The 18,936-nt window shown below is 64.9% G+C and carries 15 protein-coding genes and 1 pseudogene; 10 read left to right on the top strand and 6 right to left on the bottom strand.

Features of this window, described 5'->3' with window-relative positions; all coding sequences use genetic code 11:
• Window positions 1–467 precede the first annotated feature (467 nt).
• Entirely contained in the window at window positions 468–2,048 is a 1,581-nt protein-coding gene (locus BLV07_RS41930) for an AMP-binding protein (RefSeq protein WP_091898239.1), read from the top strand.
• Window positions 2,049–2,212: 164 nt separating this feature from the next.
• On the opposite strand, the gene BLV07_RS41925 is transcribed toward BLV07_RS41930, so the two are convergent.
• From BLV07_RS41925 to BLV07_RS41915, 3 genes are all read right to left on the bottom strand, one after another.
• Window positions 2,213–3,307 (bottom strand): HD-GYP domain-containing protein, encoded by a 1,095-nt coding sequence (locus BLV07_RS41925; RefSeq protein WP_091898237.1) that lies wholly within the window; start codon window positions 3,305–3,307, stop codon window positions 2,213–2,215.
• A 417-nt stretch (window positions 3,308–3,724) separates the two neighbouring features.
• A complete protein-coding gene (locus BLV07_RS41920) occupies window positions 3,725–6,010 on the bottom strand; it encodes a xanthine dehydrogenase family protein molybdopterin-binding subunit (RefSeq protein ID WP_091898235.1) in 2,286 nt (761 codons plus the stop codon).
• On the bottom strand, window positions 6,007–6,498 hold the full coding sequence (locus BLV07_RS41915; RefSeq protein WP_091898233.1) for a (2Fe-2S)-binding protein: 492 nt from the start codon (window positions 6,496–6,498) through the stop codon (window positions 6,007–6,009). Before BLV07_RS41915 ends, BLV07_RS41920 begins: the two co-directional genes overlap by 4 nt.
• A gap of 526 nt (window positions 6,499–7,024) precedes the next feature.
• Here BLV07_RS41915 and BLV07_RS41910 point away from each other — a divergent pair.
• The 4 genes and pseudogenes from BLV07_RS41910 (at window position 7,025) to BLV07_RS41895 (ending at window position 9,658) form a co-directional block, all read left to right on the top strand.
• Window positions 7,025–7,789: an alpha/beta fold hydrolase gene (locus tag BLV07_RS41910; protein ID WP_091898231.1), complete on the top strand. Its 765-nt coding sequence runs from the start codon at window positions 7,025–7,027 to the stop codon at window positions 7,787–7,789.
• Window positions 7,790–7,813: 24 nt separating this feature from the next.
• Window positions 7,814–8,149, top strand: coding sequence for a hypothetical protein (locus BLV07_RS41905; RefSeq protein WP_091898229.1), 336 nt, complete (start codon window positions 7,814–7,816; stop codon window positions 8,147–8,149).
• A gap of 121 nt (window positions 8,150–8,270) precedes the next feature.
• Window positions 8,271–8,944, top strand: a pseudogene (locus tag BLV07_RS41900) (dienelactone hydrolase family protein).
• 231 nt (window positions 8,945–9,175) lie between these two features.
• Window positions 9,176–9,658: a hypothetical protein gene (locus BLV07_RS41895; RefSeq protein ID WP_091898227.1), complete on the top strand. Its 483-nt coding sequence runs from the start codon at window positions 9,176–9,178 to the stop codon at window positions 9,656–9,658.
• 168 nt (window positions 9,659–9,826) lie between these two features.
• Here the strand turns inward: BLV07_RS41895 and BLV07_RS41890 are convergent, their stop codons facing one another.
• From BLV07_RS41890 to BLV07_RS41880, 3 genes are all read right to left on the bottom strand, one after another.
• On the bottom strand, window positions 9,827–10,573 hold the full coding sequence (locus BLV07_RS41890) for a polysaccharide biosynthesis/export family protein (protein ID WP_091898225.1): 747 nt from the start codon (window positions 10,571–10,573) through the stop codon (window positions 9,827–9,829).
• A 263-nt stretch (window positions 10,574–10,836) separates the two neighbouring features.
• Window positions 10,837–11,493 (bottom strand): peptide-methionine (S)-S-oxide reductase MsrA, encoded by a 657-nt coding sequence (msrA, locus tag BLV07_RS41885; RefSeq protein ID WP_091898223.1) that lies wholly within the window; start codon window positions 11,491–11,493, stop codon window positions 10,837–10,839.
• Window positions 11,494–11,649: 156 nt separating this feature from the next.
• The gene (locus tag BLV07_RS41880) at window positions 11,650–11,967 is read right to left on the bottom strand and encodes a hypothetical protein (protein ID WP_091898220.1); all 318 of its coding nucleotides are present in this window, start codon (window positions 11,965–11,967) and stop codon (window positions 11,650–11,652) included.
• 361 nt (window positions 11,968–12,328) lie between these two features.
• Here BLV07_RS41880 and rpsT point away from each other — a divergent pair, with 361 nt between their 5' ends.
• The 5 genes from rpsT to BLV07_RS41850 all read left to right on the top strand — a co-directional run bounded on the left by rpsT (window position 12,329) and on the right by BLV07_RS41850 (window position 18,807).
• Window positions 12,329–12,595 carry a 30S ribosomal protein S20 gene (gene rpsT, locus BLV07_RS41875; RefSeq protein WP_027549990.1) on the top strand — a complete coding sequence of 89 codons (267 nt, stop codon included), beginning with the start codon at window positions 12,329–12,331 and terminating at the stop codon, window positions 12,593–12,595.
• A gap of 1,243 nt (window positions 12,596–13,838) precedes the next feature.
• A complete protein-coding gene (dnaA, locus tag BLV07_RS41865; protein WP_027572414.1) occupies window positions 13,839–15,248 on the top strand; it encodes a chromosomal replication initiator protein DnaA in 1,410 nt (469 codons plus the stop codon).
• Window positions 15,249–15,501: 253 nt separating this feature from the next.
• A complete protein-coding gene (gene dnaN, locus BLV07_RS41860; protein WP_091898217.1) occupies window positions 15,502–16,620 on the top strand; it encodes a DNA polymerase III subunit beta in 1,119 nt (372 codons plus the stop codon).
• 200 nt (window positions 16,621–16,820) lie between these two features.
• Window positions 16,821–17,957 (top strand): DNA replication/repair protein RecF, encoded by a 1,137-nt coding sequence (recF, locus tag BLV07_RS41855; RefSeq protein ID WP_091898215.1) that lies wholly within the window; start codon window positions 16,821–16,823, stop codon window positions 17,955–17,957.
• 109 nt (window positions 17,958–18,066) lie between these two features.
• On the top strand, window positions 18,067–18,807 hold the full coding sequence (locus tag BLV07_RS41850; RefSeq protein ID WP_091898213.1) for a hypothetical protein: 741 nt from the start codon (window positions 18,067–18,069) through the stop codon (window positions 18,805–18,807).
• The last annotated feature ends 129 nt before the right edge of the window (window positions 18,808–18,936 follow it).

The raw sequence follows: 18,936 nt of genomic DNA, 5'->3' as shown, positions 1-18,936 counted from the left end.
CCGGATCATCTGGGCCATGCTGGTCAAAGGAGAAACCTACCGAGACCGCGCGAGCGCGCCGGCTGCGGCCTAGTTGAGGGGCAACAGCCGCCGCGCTCGCGCTCCATGCCTATCGGAAGGGCACTAAAGGTGTGATGGCAAATGGTCTGGAAACCGGGATCGAAACACTCCGCATCGTCATCGCGCGTCACAGCGCGCCGCAATGATTGGAATTCGATCAGCGATCTCCATCAGGGCCCGCGGTCAATGGCCGCTTCTCGAGGCCGTATACATGACCGCTCCCCGATTCATTTGCTGAAGCACCAAAAAGCCCTTGCCGAGAGGGGGCCGTCCATACATGACGAGGAGAGAGGATATGCGCCTCACGGCGTGCTCCGCCGGATTTGCTTCCCGCGCTATCGGGTGGCAGGAAGACGCAATAATCCAAAGACAGCCGCCATCAAGATGCAGGCTGCACGGGAGGACACATGCCCATTCAACAGACCGCCGCCGGAATCGTGGGCCCGTTCGACGGGCTCGACGTGCCCTGGCTGCTGAAGCTGCGCGCCGAGGTGCGCAGCTCACATCCGTTCCTGATCTGGGCGCCGTTCGATGCGCCGGCGCGACGCTGGAGCTATGGCGAGTTTCACGAGCGGGTCGGCGCCCTCGCGGCGGGCCTCGCAAGGCGCGGCGTCAAGCCCGGCGAATATGTGCTCATCCATCTCGACAATTGCATCGAGGCGATGCTGGCGTGGTTCGCCTGTGTCGAGCTCGGGGCCGTCGCGGTGACCACCAACACCCGCTCGGCGCCGGCCGAGATCGCGTACTTCGCCGATCATTGCGGCGCGGTCGCCGCGATCACGCAGCCGGCCTATGCGGAAGTTGTCGCGCAGAACTGCCGCAACATAAGCTGGATGGCGGTGACCTCGCACGATGCGCGCACAGCGCCGGCGCAAGCGGTCGCGCGCGGCGACAGTTTCGAATCCCTGTTCGTCGACAGCGCGGACCGCCCCAGGCGCGCCACCGATCCGCTCGCGCCGTGCAGCGTGCAATACACCTCGGGCACGACGTCGCGCCCCAAGGCGGTGCTGTGGACCCATGCCAATGCGCTGTGGGGCGCCAAGATCAACGCCGCGCACGAAGACCTTCATGCCGGCGACGTGCACCAGACCTATCTGCCGCTTTTCCACACCAACGCGCTGGCCTATTCCATGCTGGCGACGCTGTGGGTCGGCGGATCTTGCGTGATCCAGCCGCGCTTCTCCGCCAGCCGGTTCTGGCGCGTCGCGCGCGAGCACGGCTCGACCTGGACCTCGACGATTCCGTTCTGCATGAAGGCGCTGCTCGAGCAGGAGATCCCGAACGACCACAAATTCCGCCTGTGGGGCAGTGCGATCAACGAGCCGCCGGCCTTCGCCGCATTCGGCGTCAAGATCATCGGCTGGTGGGGCATGACCGAGACCATCACCCACGGCATCGTCGGCGAGGTCGATCAGCCCAACATCCCGATGTCGATCGGCCGCGCGGCGAGCGAGTATCAGATCCGCATCACCGACGACGACGGCCGGCCGACGGACGTCGGCGGCACCGGCAATCTCTCGATCAAGGGCATCCCCGGCCTGTCGCTGTTCGCCGAATATCTGCACAACGAGAAGGCGACGCGCGAAAGTTTTGACGAGCACGGCTTCTTCCTCACCGGCGACCGCGTCGAGCGGCTTCAGAACGGCTACATCAAGTTCGGCGACCGCGCCAAGGACATGCTGAAGGTCGGCGGCGAGAACGTCGCGGCCTCCGAGATCGAGCAGGTGATCGCGCTGGTTCCCGGCGTGCGCGAGGCGGCGGTGGTGGCGAAGACACATCCGATGCTGGACGAGGTGCCGGTCGTCTTCATCGTCCCGCAGGGCGGCGTCGCGGGTGCTGCGCCCGACCTGCATGATCGCGTGATGGCGGCCTGCCGCGCCGGCCTCGCCGACTTCAAAGTGCCGCGCGAGATCAGGCTCGTCGACGACATGCCGCGCTCGACGCTGGAGAAGGTGGCGAAGGCGGAGCTAAGGAAGATGGTAAGGTGAGGCGCCGCCAAACGGCACGCTGCCGTAGGGTGGGCAAAGCGACTTGTCCGCCGTAGCTCGAAGAGCGAAGGCGGAAGCGTGCCCACCATTGTCACCGCGAATGCCGATGCGTGGTGGGCACGGCGCGCGAAGTGCGCGCCTTTGCCCACCCTACGGCATCGTGTTCAAAACGCCCCCAGCGCCACCGGGCGGAACGCCTGCAATAGCTGCTGGTCGAGCTTGCCGCCCATGCCTTCCATCATCGTGAACGCACGCGAGTGGGTGAAGGGCATGCGGTAGGCACGCTTCTCCACCAGGGCGGCGTAGATGTCGACGATCGTCGTCAGCCGCACGATGTCGCTGATCTGGTTCGACGACAGGCCGTTGGGATAGCCAGAGCCGTCGAGGAATTCGTGGTGATGCAGGATGACGTCGAGCATCTCCGGCGGGAAGCCGCCTTGCGCGGCGAGCGCGTCATAGCCGCGGCGCGGATGCTGGCGGACCTCGGCCATCTCCTCATCGGTGAGCTTGCCGGGCTTGTCCAGCAGCGCGGAGGGAACGAAGGCCTTGCCGACGTCGTGCAGCAGCGCGGCGCGGGTCAGGCGGCGCTGGTCGTCCTCGCGCATGCCGAGATGCTGGGCGAAGGCGACGGCGAAACCGGTGACGAACAGGCAGTGCCGATAGCTGCCGACATGGTGGCAGCCGACCGTGGTGAGCCATTCGCGCAGTGAGGAGTGCTTGATCGCCTTCAGGATCTTGCTCTCGGCGGCAATGACGTCGTCGAAGGTCAGGGGCACGCCGAGCGGCAGCTTCTCGAACATCTTGGCCAGGACCGCATGCGCCGCCTCGACGCCGCGGTTGAGCGTCTTGCCGCGATCGGTCGCGTCATAGACGGCGGTGTCCGGGAAGGCGGAACGGATGCGCTGAAGGATGGCGTCCGCCTGCAGCGGGCGCGAGATGGTGTCGGTGGCGCCCAGCGCCCAGGCCTGCATGGTGCCGTGATGCAGGGCGTCGGCGAGCACGAACAACCGCGGCATCGACCGATAGGCATCGCCGCGCAGCTTGTTGCGCACCCGCTGCACGCTCTCGGGCGAACGCAAATTGATGTCGACGACGAGGCCGGAGAGATCGCGCGACGGCTTCTCGGGAATGTCCTGGGTCGTGACCGTCGAGACCTCGCCGACCGCTTTCAAGATGCTGACGAGCTCGCTGCTCTCGTCGCTCCGGTCGGAAGCGAGCAGAAGCCGGCGTTTGGCGGCGGGTTTGGCTGAGGCGTTCATGAACTTCCCCAAAAGGAACCGAGAGCACGAGTATTGGCCTTAAGCCTAAGCCGGATCAGGTTCTCTGGCTCTTAAGAGGCGTGCTCAATGGAACCCTGCGGAATTGAGTGCAATTTGAGGGATTTCCGCTGTGGGCGGTTTCAAACAAAAAGTCGAAAAACAACCCCATGCAAAGTAGCCGGGCCATTGATAACAAAGAGGATTTTCGAGGGCTCTCGCCCACCCTCGCCGTCATCGCCCGGCTTGACCGGGCGATCCAGTACTCCGAGACGGCTGTGGCTGAACCGATAGGCCGCGGCGTACTGGATGCCCCGCTTTCGCGTGGCATGACAGCGAGATTGTGGAAGCGGCCGAGACAAAAAATCCGCCGGAGGTTGGCCTCCGGCGGATCATCTTACGCAACAATCGCGCTCGGTCTCACGCCTTCATGCTCGCCTTCACGGCTTCGGCCGTGATCGGCAGCGCCCGGACGCGGGCGCCGGAGGCGTTGAAGATGGCGTTGCCGATGGCGGGGGCCACCACCGTCACCGCGGGCTCGCCGACGCCGGTGGCCTTCTCGCCATTGGCGATCACGGCAACGGCGACCTCGGGCGTCTGGCTCATGCGCAAGGGCGTGTAGCTGTCGAAATTGGTCTGCTCGATGCCACCGTCCTTGAGTGTCGCCTTCTCGTACATCGCCAGCGACAGGCCCCACAGCGCCGCGCCCTCGACCTGGGCGCGGATGTTGTCGGGATGTACCTGGGTGCCGACGTCGGTTGCGACCGTGAGCTTCTTCACGGTCACCGCGCCCGACGGCGCCACCGCGACATGGGCGACGCAGGCCGTCCAGCTTGCGGACTGCCGTTCCTGCGATGAGACGCAGGCCACGCCCATGCCTTCTCCCTTGGGGAGCTGCTTGGTGCCGTAGCCGGACAATCCCATTGCGGCGAGCAGCGTGTTGCGCAGCCGCTGCGCGCCGCCGTCGTTCTTGCCCGCGCCATCGAGCAGCGAGATGCGGAACTGGGCGGGATCCTTGCCCGCTGCCGCCGCGATCTCGTCGATCATGCTTTCGACCGCCCAGAAGGTCCAACCCGGCGCCACCGAACGGAGCTGGCCCGACGGCGTGGCGTTGTGCGCGAGCTCGTTCTTGATCGCGCGCACATAATGGTTGGGCACGGTGTAGAAGAAGTCGGCCCCGTTCACCGTGAAGGAATCGAGCGGACCTTTCTTGTCGACCGACGGCGTCAGGAAGTCGGGGATTCCCCAGCGTGCGGTCGGCCAGGCCGAGACCACGTCGTGGCTAATCGCAATGAGCTTGCCATCGCCGTCGACGCCGGCCTTGACCTTTTGGTAGGTGAGCGGGCGCGAGAAATCCATCGTCATATCGTTCTCGCGCGAGTAGATCACCTTCACCGGCTTGCCGACCGCCTTCGCCGCCTGCACCGCCGGAATCATCATGTCGGCATCGAGCCTGCGACCGAAGCCGCCGCCGAGCCACATCTGGTGCATGACCACGAACTTCGGATCGATCCCGGCTGCGCCTGCCGCGATCGCACCGGAGCGCGTCGCGAACTGGTTGCCGGAATAGATGTGCAGGATGTCGCCCTTGAACTCCGCAGTCGCGTTCATCGGTTCCAGCGGCGCGTGGATGTTGATGCTGGTGGTGTATTCCGCCTCCAGCACTTTTGCCGCCGAACCGAACGCGGCGTCGGGATCGCCGTCCTTGACGAAGAACTGGCCGGAATCCTCCAGCGCCTGAAGCCGCTTGGCTTCATCGAGCAGCGACTGGCTCGACAGCTTGGCGTTGGGACCGCCGTCATAGGCGATCTTCAGCGCCTGCGCCGCCTTCTTGGCGTTGGCGTAGGTGCTGGCCACCGCGACGACCCAGCCCGACGTCGTTCCGGTCTTGTCGTCGAGCGTGACGGCCTTGATGAAGCCCGGCACCTTCTTGGCGCCGCTGTCGTCGACCGATTTCACCGTGGCGCCGAAGCGCACCGGCGGCGTGACCACCGCGCCATAGGCCATGCCCGGCAGCATCACGTCGATGCCGTACTTGGCCGTGCCGTTGGTCTTGGAGGGGATGTCGAGCTGCGGCACCGAGACCCCGATCATGGTGTATTGATCCGGCGTCTTCAGCTTGATCGCCTTCAGCTCGTCCGGCGTGAAGGTTTTCGTCGCCTTGCCGCTTTTCACGACCTCAGCAAACGACATCTGCTTCTTCGACTTCGGATGCACGATCATGGAATCGCGCACCACAAGCTCGCTAGCCGGCACGCCCATCGCGGCGGCCGCGCCTTCCGTCAGCGCGATGCGACCGGCGGCACCCGCCCGACTCATCGCCTCAAAATTCATCATGGTCGACCAGCTGCCGCCGGTGATCTGCGCGCCCAAGACGGGGTCGTTGAACTTCGGATCGTTGGAGGCAAGCGACACGCGCATGTCGCTCCATTTCGCGCCCAGCTCCTCACAGACGATCTGCGCCATGGTGGAGGCGATGTGCTGGCCCATATCGGCCTTGCCGCAGGTCACGGTGACGAGACCATCCGGCGAGATCGCGTACCAGACGCTCGGCTCGAAATTGGCCGGCGCCGCAGCCGCCGCAGAATCGATGCCGGGCACGCCGACATAGCCGAGCACGAGGCCGGTGGCGACGGTGCCGACCAGGAAGGAGCGGCGGCTGAGATCGGTCGTCTCGGGGGTCACGTTCTTCACATGCTCGTTCATGTGGGCCTCCGCTCGCTGGAGGTGGCGGACGCGGTGCGCATCTCGGATGCGGCGCGCATGATCGCCTTCTGGATCCGCGAATAGGTCATGCAGCGGCACAGATTGCCGTCCATATGCGCCACGACCTCTTCCTTGGTCGGATTGGGATTCTTCGCAAGCAGCGAGGCCGCCTGCATGATCTGCCCGGACTGGCAGTAGCCGCATTGCGGCACCTGTTCGGTGATCCACGCCTTCTGCAGGGGATGATCGCCCTTGGCGGACAAGCCTTCGATGGTGGTGATCTTCTTGCCGGCGACGTCGCCGACCATGGTCTGGCACGAGCGCACGGCTTCGCCGTTGACGTGCACAGTGCAGGCCCCGCACAGCCCGGCACCGCAGCCGAACTTGGTGCCGGTCATCTGCAATTGCTCGCGGATCGCCCAGAGGAGCGGCGTGTCGTTCGCCGCATCCACGGACAGACTCCGCCCGTTGATGGTGAGAGTTGGCATAGGCGTCTTCCCCTGCCGGTGCATGAAGCCGCTTACGGCGGCAACTTGTCTAGCGGACGCCCACCGGGCTGGCGTCCCGCCTTGGCGGCAAGCATGATCGGGTTCACGTGCGGAGGCAAATGCAATTTGGAATCGATCGAAAAAACCAGCTCTGCACTTGCTCGTTGTGCGCCGCGCCAACGGCGCCGACGCAGCCACTGGACACAACAGCGCATGCGCCTGACATGCGTGCCATCGCATTCAGGCAGTTTCTTCGAGGTAACTTGGCGGACTAGACTGTGACGAAGTGAGCTGAAGTCATAGCGGGCGCTTACCTTACCTCTCCACGACGGGGAGAGGTCGGATTGCATCTGGCGATGCGAAGCATCGTCCAGTGCAATCCGAGTGAGGGGCCGCAGCGTTCAGTGGAGACCTGAACCCCTCACCCGGCTCGCATCTTGCGATGCGAGCCGACCTCTCCCTTCGGGAGAGGTGAACCGCGCACGCCAGCTGGCACCGAGGATGAAAAACGAAAGGGCGGAAAACAATGCCGAAGATCAATCGGGACGGCGTCGGGATCTATTACGAAGTCCATGGCGAGGGGCTGCCATTGCTGCTCACCCACGGTTATTCCTCGACCGCGGCGATGTGGCACGAGCAAGTCGATGCGCTCGCGAAGAACCACAAGCTGATCTTGTGGGACATGCGCGGCCACGGCCAGTCCGACTATCCTGACGATCCCACCGCCTATAGCGAAGCGCTGACTGTCGGCGACATGGCGGCGATCCTCGATGCGGTCGGTGCGAAGCGCGCCATCATCGGTGGTCTCTCGCTCGGAGGCTACATGTCGCTCGCGTTCTATCGCGCGTGCCCGGAGCGCGCACGCGCGCTGCTGATCATCGACACCGGCCCCGGCTTCAAGAAGGACGACGCGCGCGAAGCCTGGAACGCGCGGGCGCTTGCCACCGCCGACCGGCTGGATCGCGAAGGCCTCGAAGTGCTGAAATCAGCAACCCGCGAACGCGCCACCGCCAGCCATCGCAACGCCAGGGGGCTGGCGCTCGCCGCGCGCGGCATGCTGACCCAGCGCGACGCGCGCGTGATCGAGCTATTACCCGAGATCAAGGTGCCGTCGCTGATCGTGGTCGGCGCCGACGACACGCCGTTCCTGGCGGCGTCCGACTACATGGCGGCAAAGATCCCCGGCGCACAAAAGGTCGTGATCCCCGGCGCCGGACACGCCGTCAACATCGATCAGCCCAAGGCTTTTGTTGACGCGGTCGAGCCTTTCCTGAAGAACTTGCCGGGATAGGCCGATCAAGCAAGGACGTGGGCGATGAAGCTGATGATGCTGGCTGCTGGCATGATGTTGCTATCGATGCCTGCGCAGGCCGAGCCGTTCGGCACCATGCCGCCGCGCCGGCCCTTCGTTGCGACCTTGTCGAACAACACGCCGCTCGCCTTCGGCATGGATGCCGAGCAGACCGCGCGCGCCCTCGGGCGGCCCCTGCAATATGTGCGGGGACGTCCCGGCAACGAGATCTACCTCGCTTTGCGCAACATCGGCGGCAGCGGCTTGATCCCCTACCGCCACCGCCTGTTCCTGCAATTCCGCCATGGACGCTTGGCAGGATGGAAGGAGGATTACGGCGAGAACTGGATGTGGGAGTGAGAGCGGCTGCGCAACTCTCGCCCCTCATCCTGAGGAGCTTGCAAAGCAAGCGTCTCGAAGGATGAGGGGAGAGAGTGAATTTGTGACAACCAATTCGCGACAACAAACAAGGACAACCCGCGTGGGACAAGACATCAAGCTGACGGCTTCGGACAATTTCCAGCTGGGCGCCTATCGCGCCGATCCCTTGGGCACGCCGAAAGGTGCGGTGGTGGTGATCCAGGAGATCTTTGGGGTCAATCACCACATCCGCTCGGTCTGCGACCGTCTCGCGGGGGAAGGCTATGTCGCGATCGCGCCGTCGATCTTCGACCGGACGTCGCCGAATTTCCAGTCCGGCTATTCGCCCGATGAGATCGCGGAGGCGCGCAAATTCGTCGCCAATCCGGACTGGGCCGCGATGCTGCGCGATACCAGGCGGCGATCGATGCGGCCAGGAGCGTCGGCCCGGTCGGCATCATCGGTTTTTGCTTAGGGGGCAGCGTCGCCTTCGTTGCGGCGACGCGGCTGTCGGGCCTGAAGGCCGCGATCGGCTATTACGGCGGCGCTGTCGTGCGCTTTGCCGATGAGACGCCGAAGGTGCCGACGCAGCTGCATTTCGGCGAGAAGGATGCCGGCATTCCCCTGACCGATGTCGAGACCATCAAGACGAAGCGGCCTGATGTGGAGGTCTTCGTCTATCCGGGCGCGCAGCACGGCTTCCATTGCGACGAGCGGGCGAGCTACGACAAGACCAGCGCCGACATCGCCTGGCCGCGCAGCATGGCATTTTTCGCGAAGCATTTGACGAAATAGCGCGCGGGACTCTCGCCTCCGTCATTCCGGGATGCGCCGCGAAGCGGTGCAGGCCCGGAATCCATTGGGCGTCAGAGCTAGCGGGTCGATGGATTCCGGGTTCGCGCTAACGCGCGCCCCGGAATGACTGGGAGACAGTTGCGCTGCCCCGCTTCGCAGAAATCGGGTGGCTGCAGCACGGCGCGCGGCGATAGAGCTGGCGGATCAAGCAACTCGCGCCGGAGCTTCGTCATGCAGCAAGCCATCACGCACCTCGTCCTCCGCAATCCGTTCGGAACCATGGACGTTCCGTCGCCTGACGATTCCGAGGTGCGGGCCTATGCCGCGACGGCATCGCTGTCCGGTGATGCAGCCGACGTCAATGCAGCGGCGTGGGCATCCGTCGCTTCGCCCTCTGACCCGCTCGAGGGCTGGTGGCAGAGCCGCTGGAACGGCGGCGCCGATCCGACCATTGCGGGCGATGCGCCGGACAGATGGAAACAGGGCCGCGCGGAAATCCGCGTCACGGGAAGCCGTCTCTATCTGCGCTTCGACTGGGACAATGGCCGCCGGCACGGACTGATCGATGCGGCGCGCGAGGGCGCGTATCGCCTGGTCGGCAAATACATCAACCTGACCACGCCGGCGATCACACGGCCATGGGTCGGGCGCGTGGTGGATGCCACACGGATCGACGGGTGTTTTCCGAACGGGCGGCTGGATTTTCGAAGGTAGATCGCGGGCGGAGAAAAATCGTCGATACCACCTAAGCTGTCATTCCGGGACGCGCGCAGCGCGGGCCCGGAATCCATCGGGCCGCAGAGTTGGTGGAGGAATGGATTCTCTGATGCGCAATTGCGCATCATAGCTCGCGCTTACGCGCGCCCCGGAATGACAGGAAACCTAGAACCAGCGCTCGCCGACGAACACGGTGTCGCCTGGCGCAAGCGGCGTGCCGAGGGGGACGACCGCGCGCATCGCGCCGCCGGCTTCGGTGTGCGTGACGGTGACGACGTCGCGCTTGGCGCGGGGCGAGAAGCCGCCGGCGATGGCGACCGCGCTTTCGATCGTCATGTTCGGCACGTAAGGATATTGGCCGGGCGCGAGGACCTCGCCGAGAATGAAGAACGGGCGATAGGCCTCGATCTCGACGGCGACCGAGGGCTCGCGGATATAGCCGTTGCGCAGGCGTGCGGCGATTTCGCCGGCGAGGCCCGCCGTGGTGCGGCCGCGCGCGGGCACCGCACCGATCAGCGGCATGGTGATGGAGCCGCCGGCGTCGATCGCATAGCTGTTGGTGAGACCTTCCTGGCCGTAGACCACGACGCGAAGCCTGTCGCCGGCGTCGAGATGATAGGACGAGTCATAGCGCACTGGCGCCGCCATTGGCGCGGCGTAGCCGACCGGCATGGGCGCGGGCGAAGAGGCAAAGGAATTGCGCAGCGCGCCGATGGCGCCGCCACCGTCGGCAACGACGACCGGCTGCGGCGCGCTGTAGGGCTGACCATAGGCCATGGAGTCGAGATCGGCGCGCGGCGGCATCACCGCGACTGGGCCGGCGGTCTGCATGCAGCCGCCAAGGGCAAGCGCGGCGGACGCTGCCAGGGACGCTGCCAAGATCGACCATCGAAACGCGCGTGCAACCGGCACCGGACCTATCCCTCGAAACGAGACGGCTCCAGTCTTGCACCGGTTATGGTTAATAAAGCGTTGCGAGGGGTGTTCGGCGCGACGCTGCAGCAAAGAACGCGGCGCGCTCCCTCTCCCGCGTGCGGGAGAGGGTCGGGGTGAGGGTGTCTCCACAGAGGGATTCCCAACGAGGAAAGAGCCCTCACCCGCATTGCATCTGCGATGCAATGCGACCTCTCCCGCAAGCGGGAGAGGTGCAGCGAGCCTGTCGCACCAGTGAACGCTTACGCGCTCACACCAACCCCGATCGGGCAGGACACGCCGGTGCCACCGAGGCCGCAATAGCCGGCGGGATTCTTCGCCAGATATTGCTGATGGTAGTCTTCGGCGAAGTAGAATTCGTCGGCGGGCGCGATCTCGGTGGTGATGGCACCGATCCCTTTTGCGGCGAGCGCCTTCTGGTAGAGCGCCTTCGACTCCTCGGCGGCCTTCTTCTGCGCGTCGCTGAAGGTGTAGATCGCGCTGCGGTACTGCGTGCCGACGTCGTTGCCCTGGCGCATGCCCTGCGTCGGGTTGTGGCTCTCCCAGAACGTCTTCAAGAGCCTCTCGTAGGAGATCTTGTTCGGATCGAACACGACCAGCACCACTTCGGTATGAGCGGTGCGGCCCGAACAGACCTCTTCATAGGTCGGGTTCGGCGTGTGACCGCCGGCATAACCGACCGCGGTCGCGTAGACGCCATCGCCGAGCTCCCAGAACTTGCGCTCGGCGCCCCAGAAGCAGCCGAGACCGAACACCGCCTGCTCGAGACCGGCGGGATAAGGCGGCTGCAGCTTCGCGCCGTTGACGAAATGGGTGGTCGCGGTCGGGATGGCTTGCGCACGGCCGGGCAGCGCCTCAGTTGCGCTCGGCAATGCAGTGGTCTTACGCATGAAGAGCATGATGGGTCTCCGAAACGAGCTGTCCGTCGCGTGAGCGAGCTCAAGAGGTCGAGCGCTGAGGCGGCGTGCTCGCGATCAGGTGGGAATATAGGCATCTACGCAGCGAGAGGCAGAGCTGTTACATCGCCCCGACGCTCAATCGCGGGAATTGAAGGCTCAATCCCGGGAATAGCCGATCAGCGGTTTGCGCGGGCGGAACAAGATCATCAGCAGGATGCCGAGAATGCCGAGGACGGCGAAGACCGGCTGATCCAGCACCAAGCGGATCACCGAAGTCCAGAGCCAGGGCGCCTTGGCCTCGACCCAGGTCCGGAACGCGGTCTGGCTGGCCTGATTGATGTCGTTCCAGAACTGGCCGAACCGGGTGAATTTGAGGGTTTGGTCGGCCACCCAGCGGGCGCCGTCATAGACCATGAAGATGAACCCGCCAGCGAGCAGCAACAGCCCAATCAGTCGGAAAAAGCCGCGGATCATGCCTCACCTGCCATGGTCGTCCGATCGGACGACCCTCCAGAATGTTGCCAGCCAATAGCCGGGCGACGGCAGAAATTCAACCTCTTCAGGGCGTTACGGCCCGCCTCCAGCCCGTTCGAGGCCGGTTTTCCAGCTCCCGAAAGCGTTGACGGTGCGAAAGACCCTCTCTATAAGGGCGCCAACTGGCGGTGGGCGCAATCCTGCCGCCGCTGTTCTTTGAGCAGGTGCAGGCTCTTTGAGGCCTCATGTTCCCGGGACAGCCCAGCAACCGAACACCCTAAATCCGAGCGTCGATTCAGCGGTCAAGCAGCCGGCGCTACCCGACCAAGACGCGACCGGTACCGCAAAGGACATTGAGACCATGGCCAATACCACTTCCGCCAAGAAAGCGACGCGCAAGATCGCCCGCCGCACCGCCGTCAACAAGTCGCGCCGCACCCAGATGCGCGGCGCCGTGCGCACCGTCGAGGAAGCCATCAAGACCGGCGATCGCGCCGCTGCCGTCAAGGCGCTGGCGAATGCCGAGCCGGCCTTGATGCGCGCCGCCCAGCGCAACATCATTCACAAGAACAACGCCAGCCGCAAAGTCTCGCGCCTCACCGCGCAGATTGCCAAGCTCGCGAAGTAGTCTTCCGGCATCCGATCGGTCGATCCGATCGGCGCGTCAAACAGCCCGGCATCGCGCCGGGCTTTTTTGTTGGCTGTCATATTCACGCAAGCCGTCACGGCACGATCGATCCTCGGATTGGAAGATCTGTATCGCCTGCGCTATTCTTCGTTCCGTAATTTTACTGCCGAAATTTTGCAACAGCGGAAACTTTCACCGCGTTGCAAAAACCCCTGTGCTGCGGGCTCGAATTGAATCCGCGGGAGACGAAAGTTCTACACACCGTAGATTCACAGGAACGTGTCTCGGCGTGGAGTTACCCTGCAAAACGAGTCTCGAAAAGCGATGACTCAATAATCACTTATCAACATAGCAGCGAGAAGCATTTGGAAAATTCGCTCGCGCGTCGGGTGCGTGACGAATTTTTAAAAGTTTTTTGGCGTAGGCGGAGAATTGTCACACGAGGCGCGGCATTTTCGATTCTGTGCACGAATCCAAAAACTTGCTTCGGAGCCTGTGAACAACTCGCGCGCGGCGTTAACGCAGATCAAGTTTTTTGGCGCCTCAAGTGTGAATCAATTTCGTTGCGAGTCTTTCCGCTTAGTGTATTCCTTAAGTCGTTCGCGGCGCCCACGATCTTGAGACCAGCGCGGTTTTGGAAACGGGGCGAGCGTGCAAATCGGCGGCGGTGTGCACGTAGGCGACGCTTCAACAAGCGATTGTCGGTTCGAAACCCATAGCAATGTGGGAATGGTAGCTCTTTGTCTGAATGTCTCCAAGCGGGATCTCAACTGTCCCGCTCGCGCCAGGCGCAAATGAGAGACGTCGTAAAGCTACCCCGATAGACGCGAGGCGAAGCCGAACGAACGGCGAGTACAGACGGGCAGGGCATCCGCGACTGGGGCTTTCAGGGGCGGCTGTCTTTTCACACGCAGGACCTTGTCGTGAGCAATCACGGCGGGACGGGGAGGTATCATGTCCTACGGATTCAACGCGGTATTGACACAGTTTCGTTCTTTCGACGATGCCGTCTCCGATCCGTCAAGCGACCAGCCTCCGACGTGTGAGGGCGCGCAGAGTACGCGCTGACCTCGCGACCCCTCCATCTCCGACATCGCTGATTTGACCCGCGGCGTTTCCGCCGAACGGTCGAGCCATGTCTGATGATGGACTCGCTTGAGGTCGCGCCATCCCAGGGATTTCGGCAGGAACCCTGCATGGCGCTCACAACGCAACCTTATCTCTCAAGAGAAGTTTTCTGACGATGACAATGGAACAGGATCGCTGGTCACGCGTGAAGGGTCGGCTGCGCTCGAGCGTTGGCGAAGACGTTTACACGAGCTGGTTTGCGCGCATGGATCTGGAAGGCGTGCAGGACGAGAGCGTGCGACTCTCGGTGCCGACGCGCTTCCTGAAGAGCTGGATTCAGGCCCATTATGCCGAGCGCGTGCTGTCGTGCTGGCAGGCCGAGATGCCGGAAGTACATCGCATCGATCTCACGGTCCGCTCGGCGGTGCGCCCGGTCGCGCAGCCGAAGGAAGCGCCCGCCCCGGTCGAGGCGCGCCGCGCGCCGACCCCGGAGCTGCGCTCGACCGCGACCGCGCCAGTCTCGGCCAATCACGACGCGCTCGGCGGCTCCCCGCTCGATCCGCGCCTGACCTTCGCGAGCTTCGTCGTCGGCCGCTCCAACACGCTGGCGCACGCCGCCGCGCGCCAGGTCGCCGAGGGACGCCGCGGCGACCCCGTGATGTTCAACCCGCTCTACATCCATGCCGGCGTCGGCCTCGGCAAGACGCATCTCTTGCAGGCGGTGACCTGGGCCGGCAATTCCGGCAACGAGCGCAAGGTGCTGTATCTCACCGCGGAAAAATTCATGTACGGCTTCGTCGCCGCGCTGAAGACGCAGACGGCGCTGGCTTTCAAGGAAGCGCTGCGCGGCATCGACGTGCTCGTCATCGACGATCTCCAATTCCTGCAGGGCAAGTCGACCCAGGCCGAGTTCTGTCACACCCTGAACGCGCTGATCGACGCCGGCCGCCAGGTCGTGATCGCAGCCGACCGTCCGCCGTCCGATCTCGAGAGCCTGGACGATCGCGTTCGCTCGCGGCTCGCCGGCGGCCTCGTGGTCGAGATGGGCTCGCTCGGCGAGGAGCTGCGGCACGGCATCCTCAAGTCGCGCGTCGCCGCGGCCCGCGCCCACCATGCGACGTTCGAGGTGCCCGAGGAGGTGCTGCATTATCTGGCGCGCACTATCACCCATAACGGCCGCGACCTCGAAGGCGCGATCAACCGTCTGCTCGCGCACTCGAAACTCAACAACCGGCCGGTGACGCTGGAGATGGCCGAGCACGAGGTGCGCGACTTGGTCCGGCCGCAGGAGCCCAAGCGGATCAAGATCGAGGACATCCAGCGCGTGGTGGCGCGGCAGTACAACGTCAGCCGCTCCGATCTGCTGTCCTCACGCCGGACCGCCAACGTGGTCCGCCCGCGCCAGGTGGCGATGTATCTCGCCAAGACGCTGACCCTGCGCTCGCTGCCCGAGATCGGCCGCCGCTTCGGCGGACGCGACCACACCACCGTGCTGCACGCCGTGCGCAAGATCGAGGCCCTGGTCTCCAAGGACACGGCGCTGTCCGAGGAAGTGGAGTCGCTGAAGCGCCAGCTTCAGGAATAAACGCCTAGGGCTGCCATTCTCCCGCCGCCCCGGCCATGCCTGGGCGGCGGCCTTCGCTTGGGCGGTAAATCGTGGGGAACTGCCTCCGATCCCTTGAATCCGGGGGCTATCCGCGCCACCTTGCGCGACCCTGACAGCTTTGGTCATATCGGCTGATGATCCGGCTTTTCGGGGTCTTCGGTGCCGTGGCGCGCGTCCCGCTGCCCGGCCTTCTCAACGCTGTGTTTTCCTTGGGGATCGGGCGAGTAGTGCAATGAAGGTTACGGTCGAACGCGCGCAACTGCTGAAGTCGCTGGGCCATGTCCATCGCGTGGTCGAGCGCCGCAACACGATTCCGATCCTCGGCAACGTGCTGGTCCGCGCCGAGAATGCGAAATTGTCGCTGAAGGCGACCGACCTCGACCTCGAGGTGACAGAAACGCTGCCCGCGGAAACCGCGACCGCGGGCTCCACCACCGTGCCGGCGCACATGTTCTACGACATCGTCCGCAAGCTGCCCGACGGCTCGCAGATCGTGCTGGAGGCCGACGGCGACCGCGCGGTGCTGGCGATCCGCGCCGGCCGCTCGCGCTTCACGCTGCAGACCCTGCCGGAAAATGATTTCCCGGATCTGGCCGCCGGCGACATGTCGCACTCGTTCTCGCTCGCCGCCAAGGACGTCAAGCGGCTGATCGACCGCACCCAGTTCGCGATCTCGACCGAAGAGACGCGCTATTACCTCAACGGCATCTATTTGCACGCCGCCGGGACCGCCAAGGCGGCGACCCTGCGCGGCGTCGCCACCGATGGCCACCGCCTCGCCCAGCTCGACCTGGTCCAGCCGAAGGGCGCCGAAGGCATGCCCGGCGTGATCGTGCCGCGCAAGACCGTCGGCGAGGTGCAGCGCCTGATCGAGGACACCGAGGCCGAGATGACGATCGAGCTGTCTCAGGCCAAGATCCGCTTCACCATCGGCAATGTGGTGCTGACCTCGAAGCTGATCGACGGCACCTTCCCCGACTACGGCCGCGTCATCCCGCAAGGCAACGACAAGGAGCTCGTCGTCGACAAGAAGGATTTTGAGAACGCGGTCGACCGCGTCTCCACCATCTCCAGCGAGCGCGGGCGGGCGGTGAAACTGTCGCTGTCGGCGGGCAAGCTGGTGCTGTCAGTGACCAATCCGGATTCCGGCAGCGCGACCGAAGAGCTGGAGGTCGAATACGCCTCCGACGCCCTCGATATCGGCTTCAACTCCCGCTACCTGCTCGACATCGCCGCCCAGATCGAAGGCGACGTCGCAACCTTGAGGCTGGCCGACCCCGGCTCCCCCACCCTGGTGCAAGACCGCGACGACAAGAGCGCACTATACGTGCTGATGCCGATGCGGGTGTGAGGGGCGCTCTCTCGACCATCCGAGGACAGCGTAGGGTGGGCAAAGCTTGCGCCGTGGCTCGAAGAGCGAAGGCGAAAGCGTGCCCACCATGCAGCAGCACGGATCGCGGCGAGACGTGGGCACGGCGCTCAAAGCGCGCCTTTGCCCACCCTACGGCATGCTCCCGCAAAGGGAGAGCGTGCGCCCATGACGAATAGAACATGACCCCCTCCCGCATTCATCGCCTGACGCTGACGCAGTTTCGCAATTATCGGGCGGCGGGGCTCGAGACGGCGGCTGACATGGTGGCGCTGGTCGGCCCGAATGGGGCGGGCAAGACCAATTGCATCGAGGCGATCTCGTTCCTGTCGCCGGGGCGGGGCTTGCGGCGCGCGACGCTGGAGGACGTCGCCGACAACCAGGGCGATGGCTCCTGGGCGGTGTCGGCGCAGGTCGAGGGCGCGCTGGGGCTGGCGACGCTCGGCACCGGCATCGATGCGCCGCGCACTGACGCCGCCGTCAGCCGGCGCTGCCGTATCGACCGCGAGCCGGTCAATTCCGCCGCCGCCTTCGGCGACCACATCCGCATGGTGTGGCTGACGCCGGCGATGGACGGGCTGTTCATGGGCGCGGCGTCCGAGCGGCGGCGCTTCTTCGACCGCCTGGTGCTCGCCATCGACAGCGACCATTCCAGCCGGATCAACGCACTGGAACGCTCGTTGCGCTCGCGCAACCGCCTGCTCGAGACGCGCAATTACGACGATCATTGGTGTGACGCGATCGAGCGCGAGACTGCCGAGCTTGCGGTCGCGGTGGCCGCAACGCGCGGTCAGACCGCGGCACGGCTGACCGGCATGCTCAATGCGCGCGCGCAAGCCTCGGCGTTTCCGTCTGCGCAAATCGCGCTCGACGGCTGGATGGAGAACGCGCTGCTTCAGGAGACCGCGACGTCGGTCGAGGACCGCTACCGCCAGATCCTGCGCGACAACCGTCCGCGCGACGCCATCGCCGGCCGCACCACCGACGGTCCGCATCTCACCGACCTCCAGGTGGTCTATGCGCCCAAGAGCATGCCGGCGCGCGATGCCTCCACCGGCGAGCAGAAGGCGCTCTTGATCGGCCTCGTGCTGGCGCATGCGACGCTGGTGGCCGAAATGACCGGCATCGTGCCGCTGCTGCTGCTCGACGAGGTGGTCGCCCATCTCGATCCGAACCGGCGCGCGGCGCTGTTCGAGGAGCTGAAGAAACTCGGCGCGCAAGTGTGGTTGACCGGCGCCGATCCGGCCGCCTTCGCCGAGATCGGCGCGGGAGGCGAGGTCTTTGACGTCGAGAGCGGACGCGTCTCCGCCCGAAGGTAGGCCGCCACAATGAACCCGCCCGGTTCCGTCAGCGACTAGCTGCCTGAGGCCGCGAGAAGCGGCCGTCGCGCAGGATTTCCAGCTCGCGCGATATCCTTGGAGCGTGAGCATGACGACGGTGAGGCCTGGGGTGCGAGCTCCGGTACGATGGCAAGTTTTTGCGTACTGCCTTGCTCTCTTTGCGAGCTGCCTGCTCGCGGCAAGCGCCGGCGCCTTTGTGTCGAATCTGCCGCCGCTGTTCTCAGCCGCGCTCACGCTGGATCCGGATGCCAAGCTGCCTGCGCCGACCCGCTACAGCTATCGCGGGATCCACACCACCGTGATGCCGGGCATCGAAGCCCCGCTCCGGACCCGGCTCGAAGCCACCGTGCCCGCAGGGCTCAACGACGTCCTCGCCTTCTATCGCACGGAGCTCGGAAAAATCGGCTGGCAGGAGCAGGATGGCGCGGTGATCACCGCCGATCACGTGCGCCTCGACTTCGCCTCCCCAATCGGGCCGGCAGCGCTGGAGCTCGACCGCAAGGCCGGCAGCACCTCGGTCCACCTCGTGCAGAAGAATTCGGATGTCGCGACCCGGGCGAACGTCCTGCCCGCACCCGGCCAGGCGAAGCTGGTGTTCAGCAATATCGGCGAGCACGAAGCCGTGCTCACGATCAACGAGCGGACCATCCCGCGCCCCGCCGGCGCGAACGCCGTCGCGCTGGACCTCGTGCCCGGCAAATACTCTTACAGACTGAGCGTGCCGGGCCATCCAGCCACCACGAACAGTCTCACTGTCGCCGCCGGCGATAGCTGGGAGCTCACGGTCGGGCGCGACGGTGAGGCGTGGCCACCGCTCCAGCTGTATTGAGGGCTCCGGAACTGACCTTTCCGTTCCCACAAATTCAAGGGTTTTCGAGGCCCCAAACGGGCCTTCGAATCGGGCTTTTTGCAGCGCGCTGAATCGGCTTTCGAAAGCCTTGAAAATCGGTCCAAAAAC

It is taken from the genome of Bradyrhizobium sp. Rc2d (assembly GCF_900099855.1).
Taxonomy (GTDB): domain Bacteria; phylum Pseudomonadota; class Alphaproteobacteria; order Rhizobiales; family Xanthobacteraceae; genus Bradyrhizobium.
The sequence above is the reverse complement of the archived record's forward strand: the minus strand, read 5'-3'. Positions and strand labels throughout refer to the sequence as shown.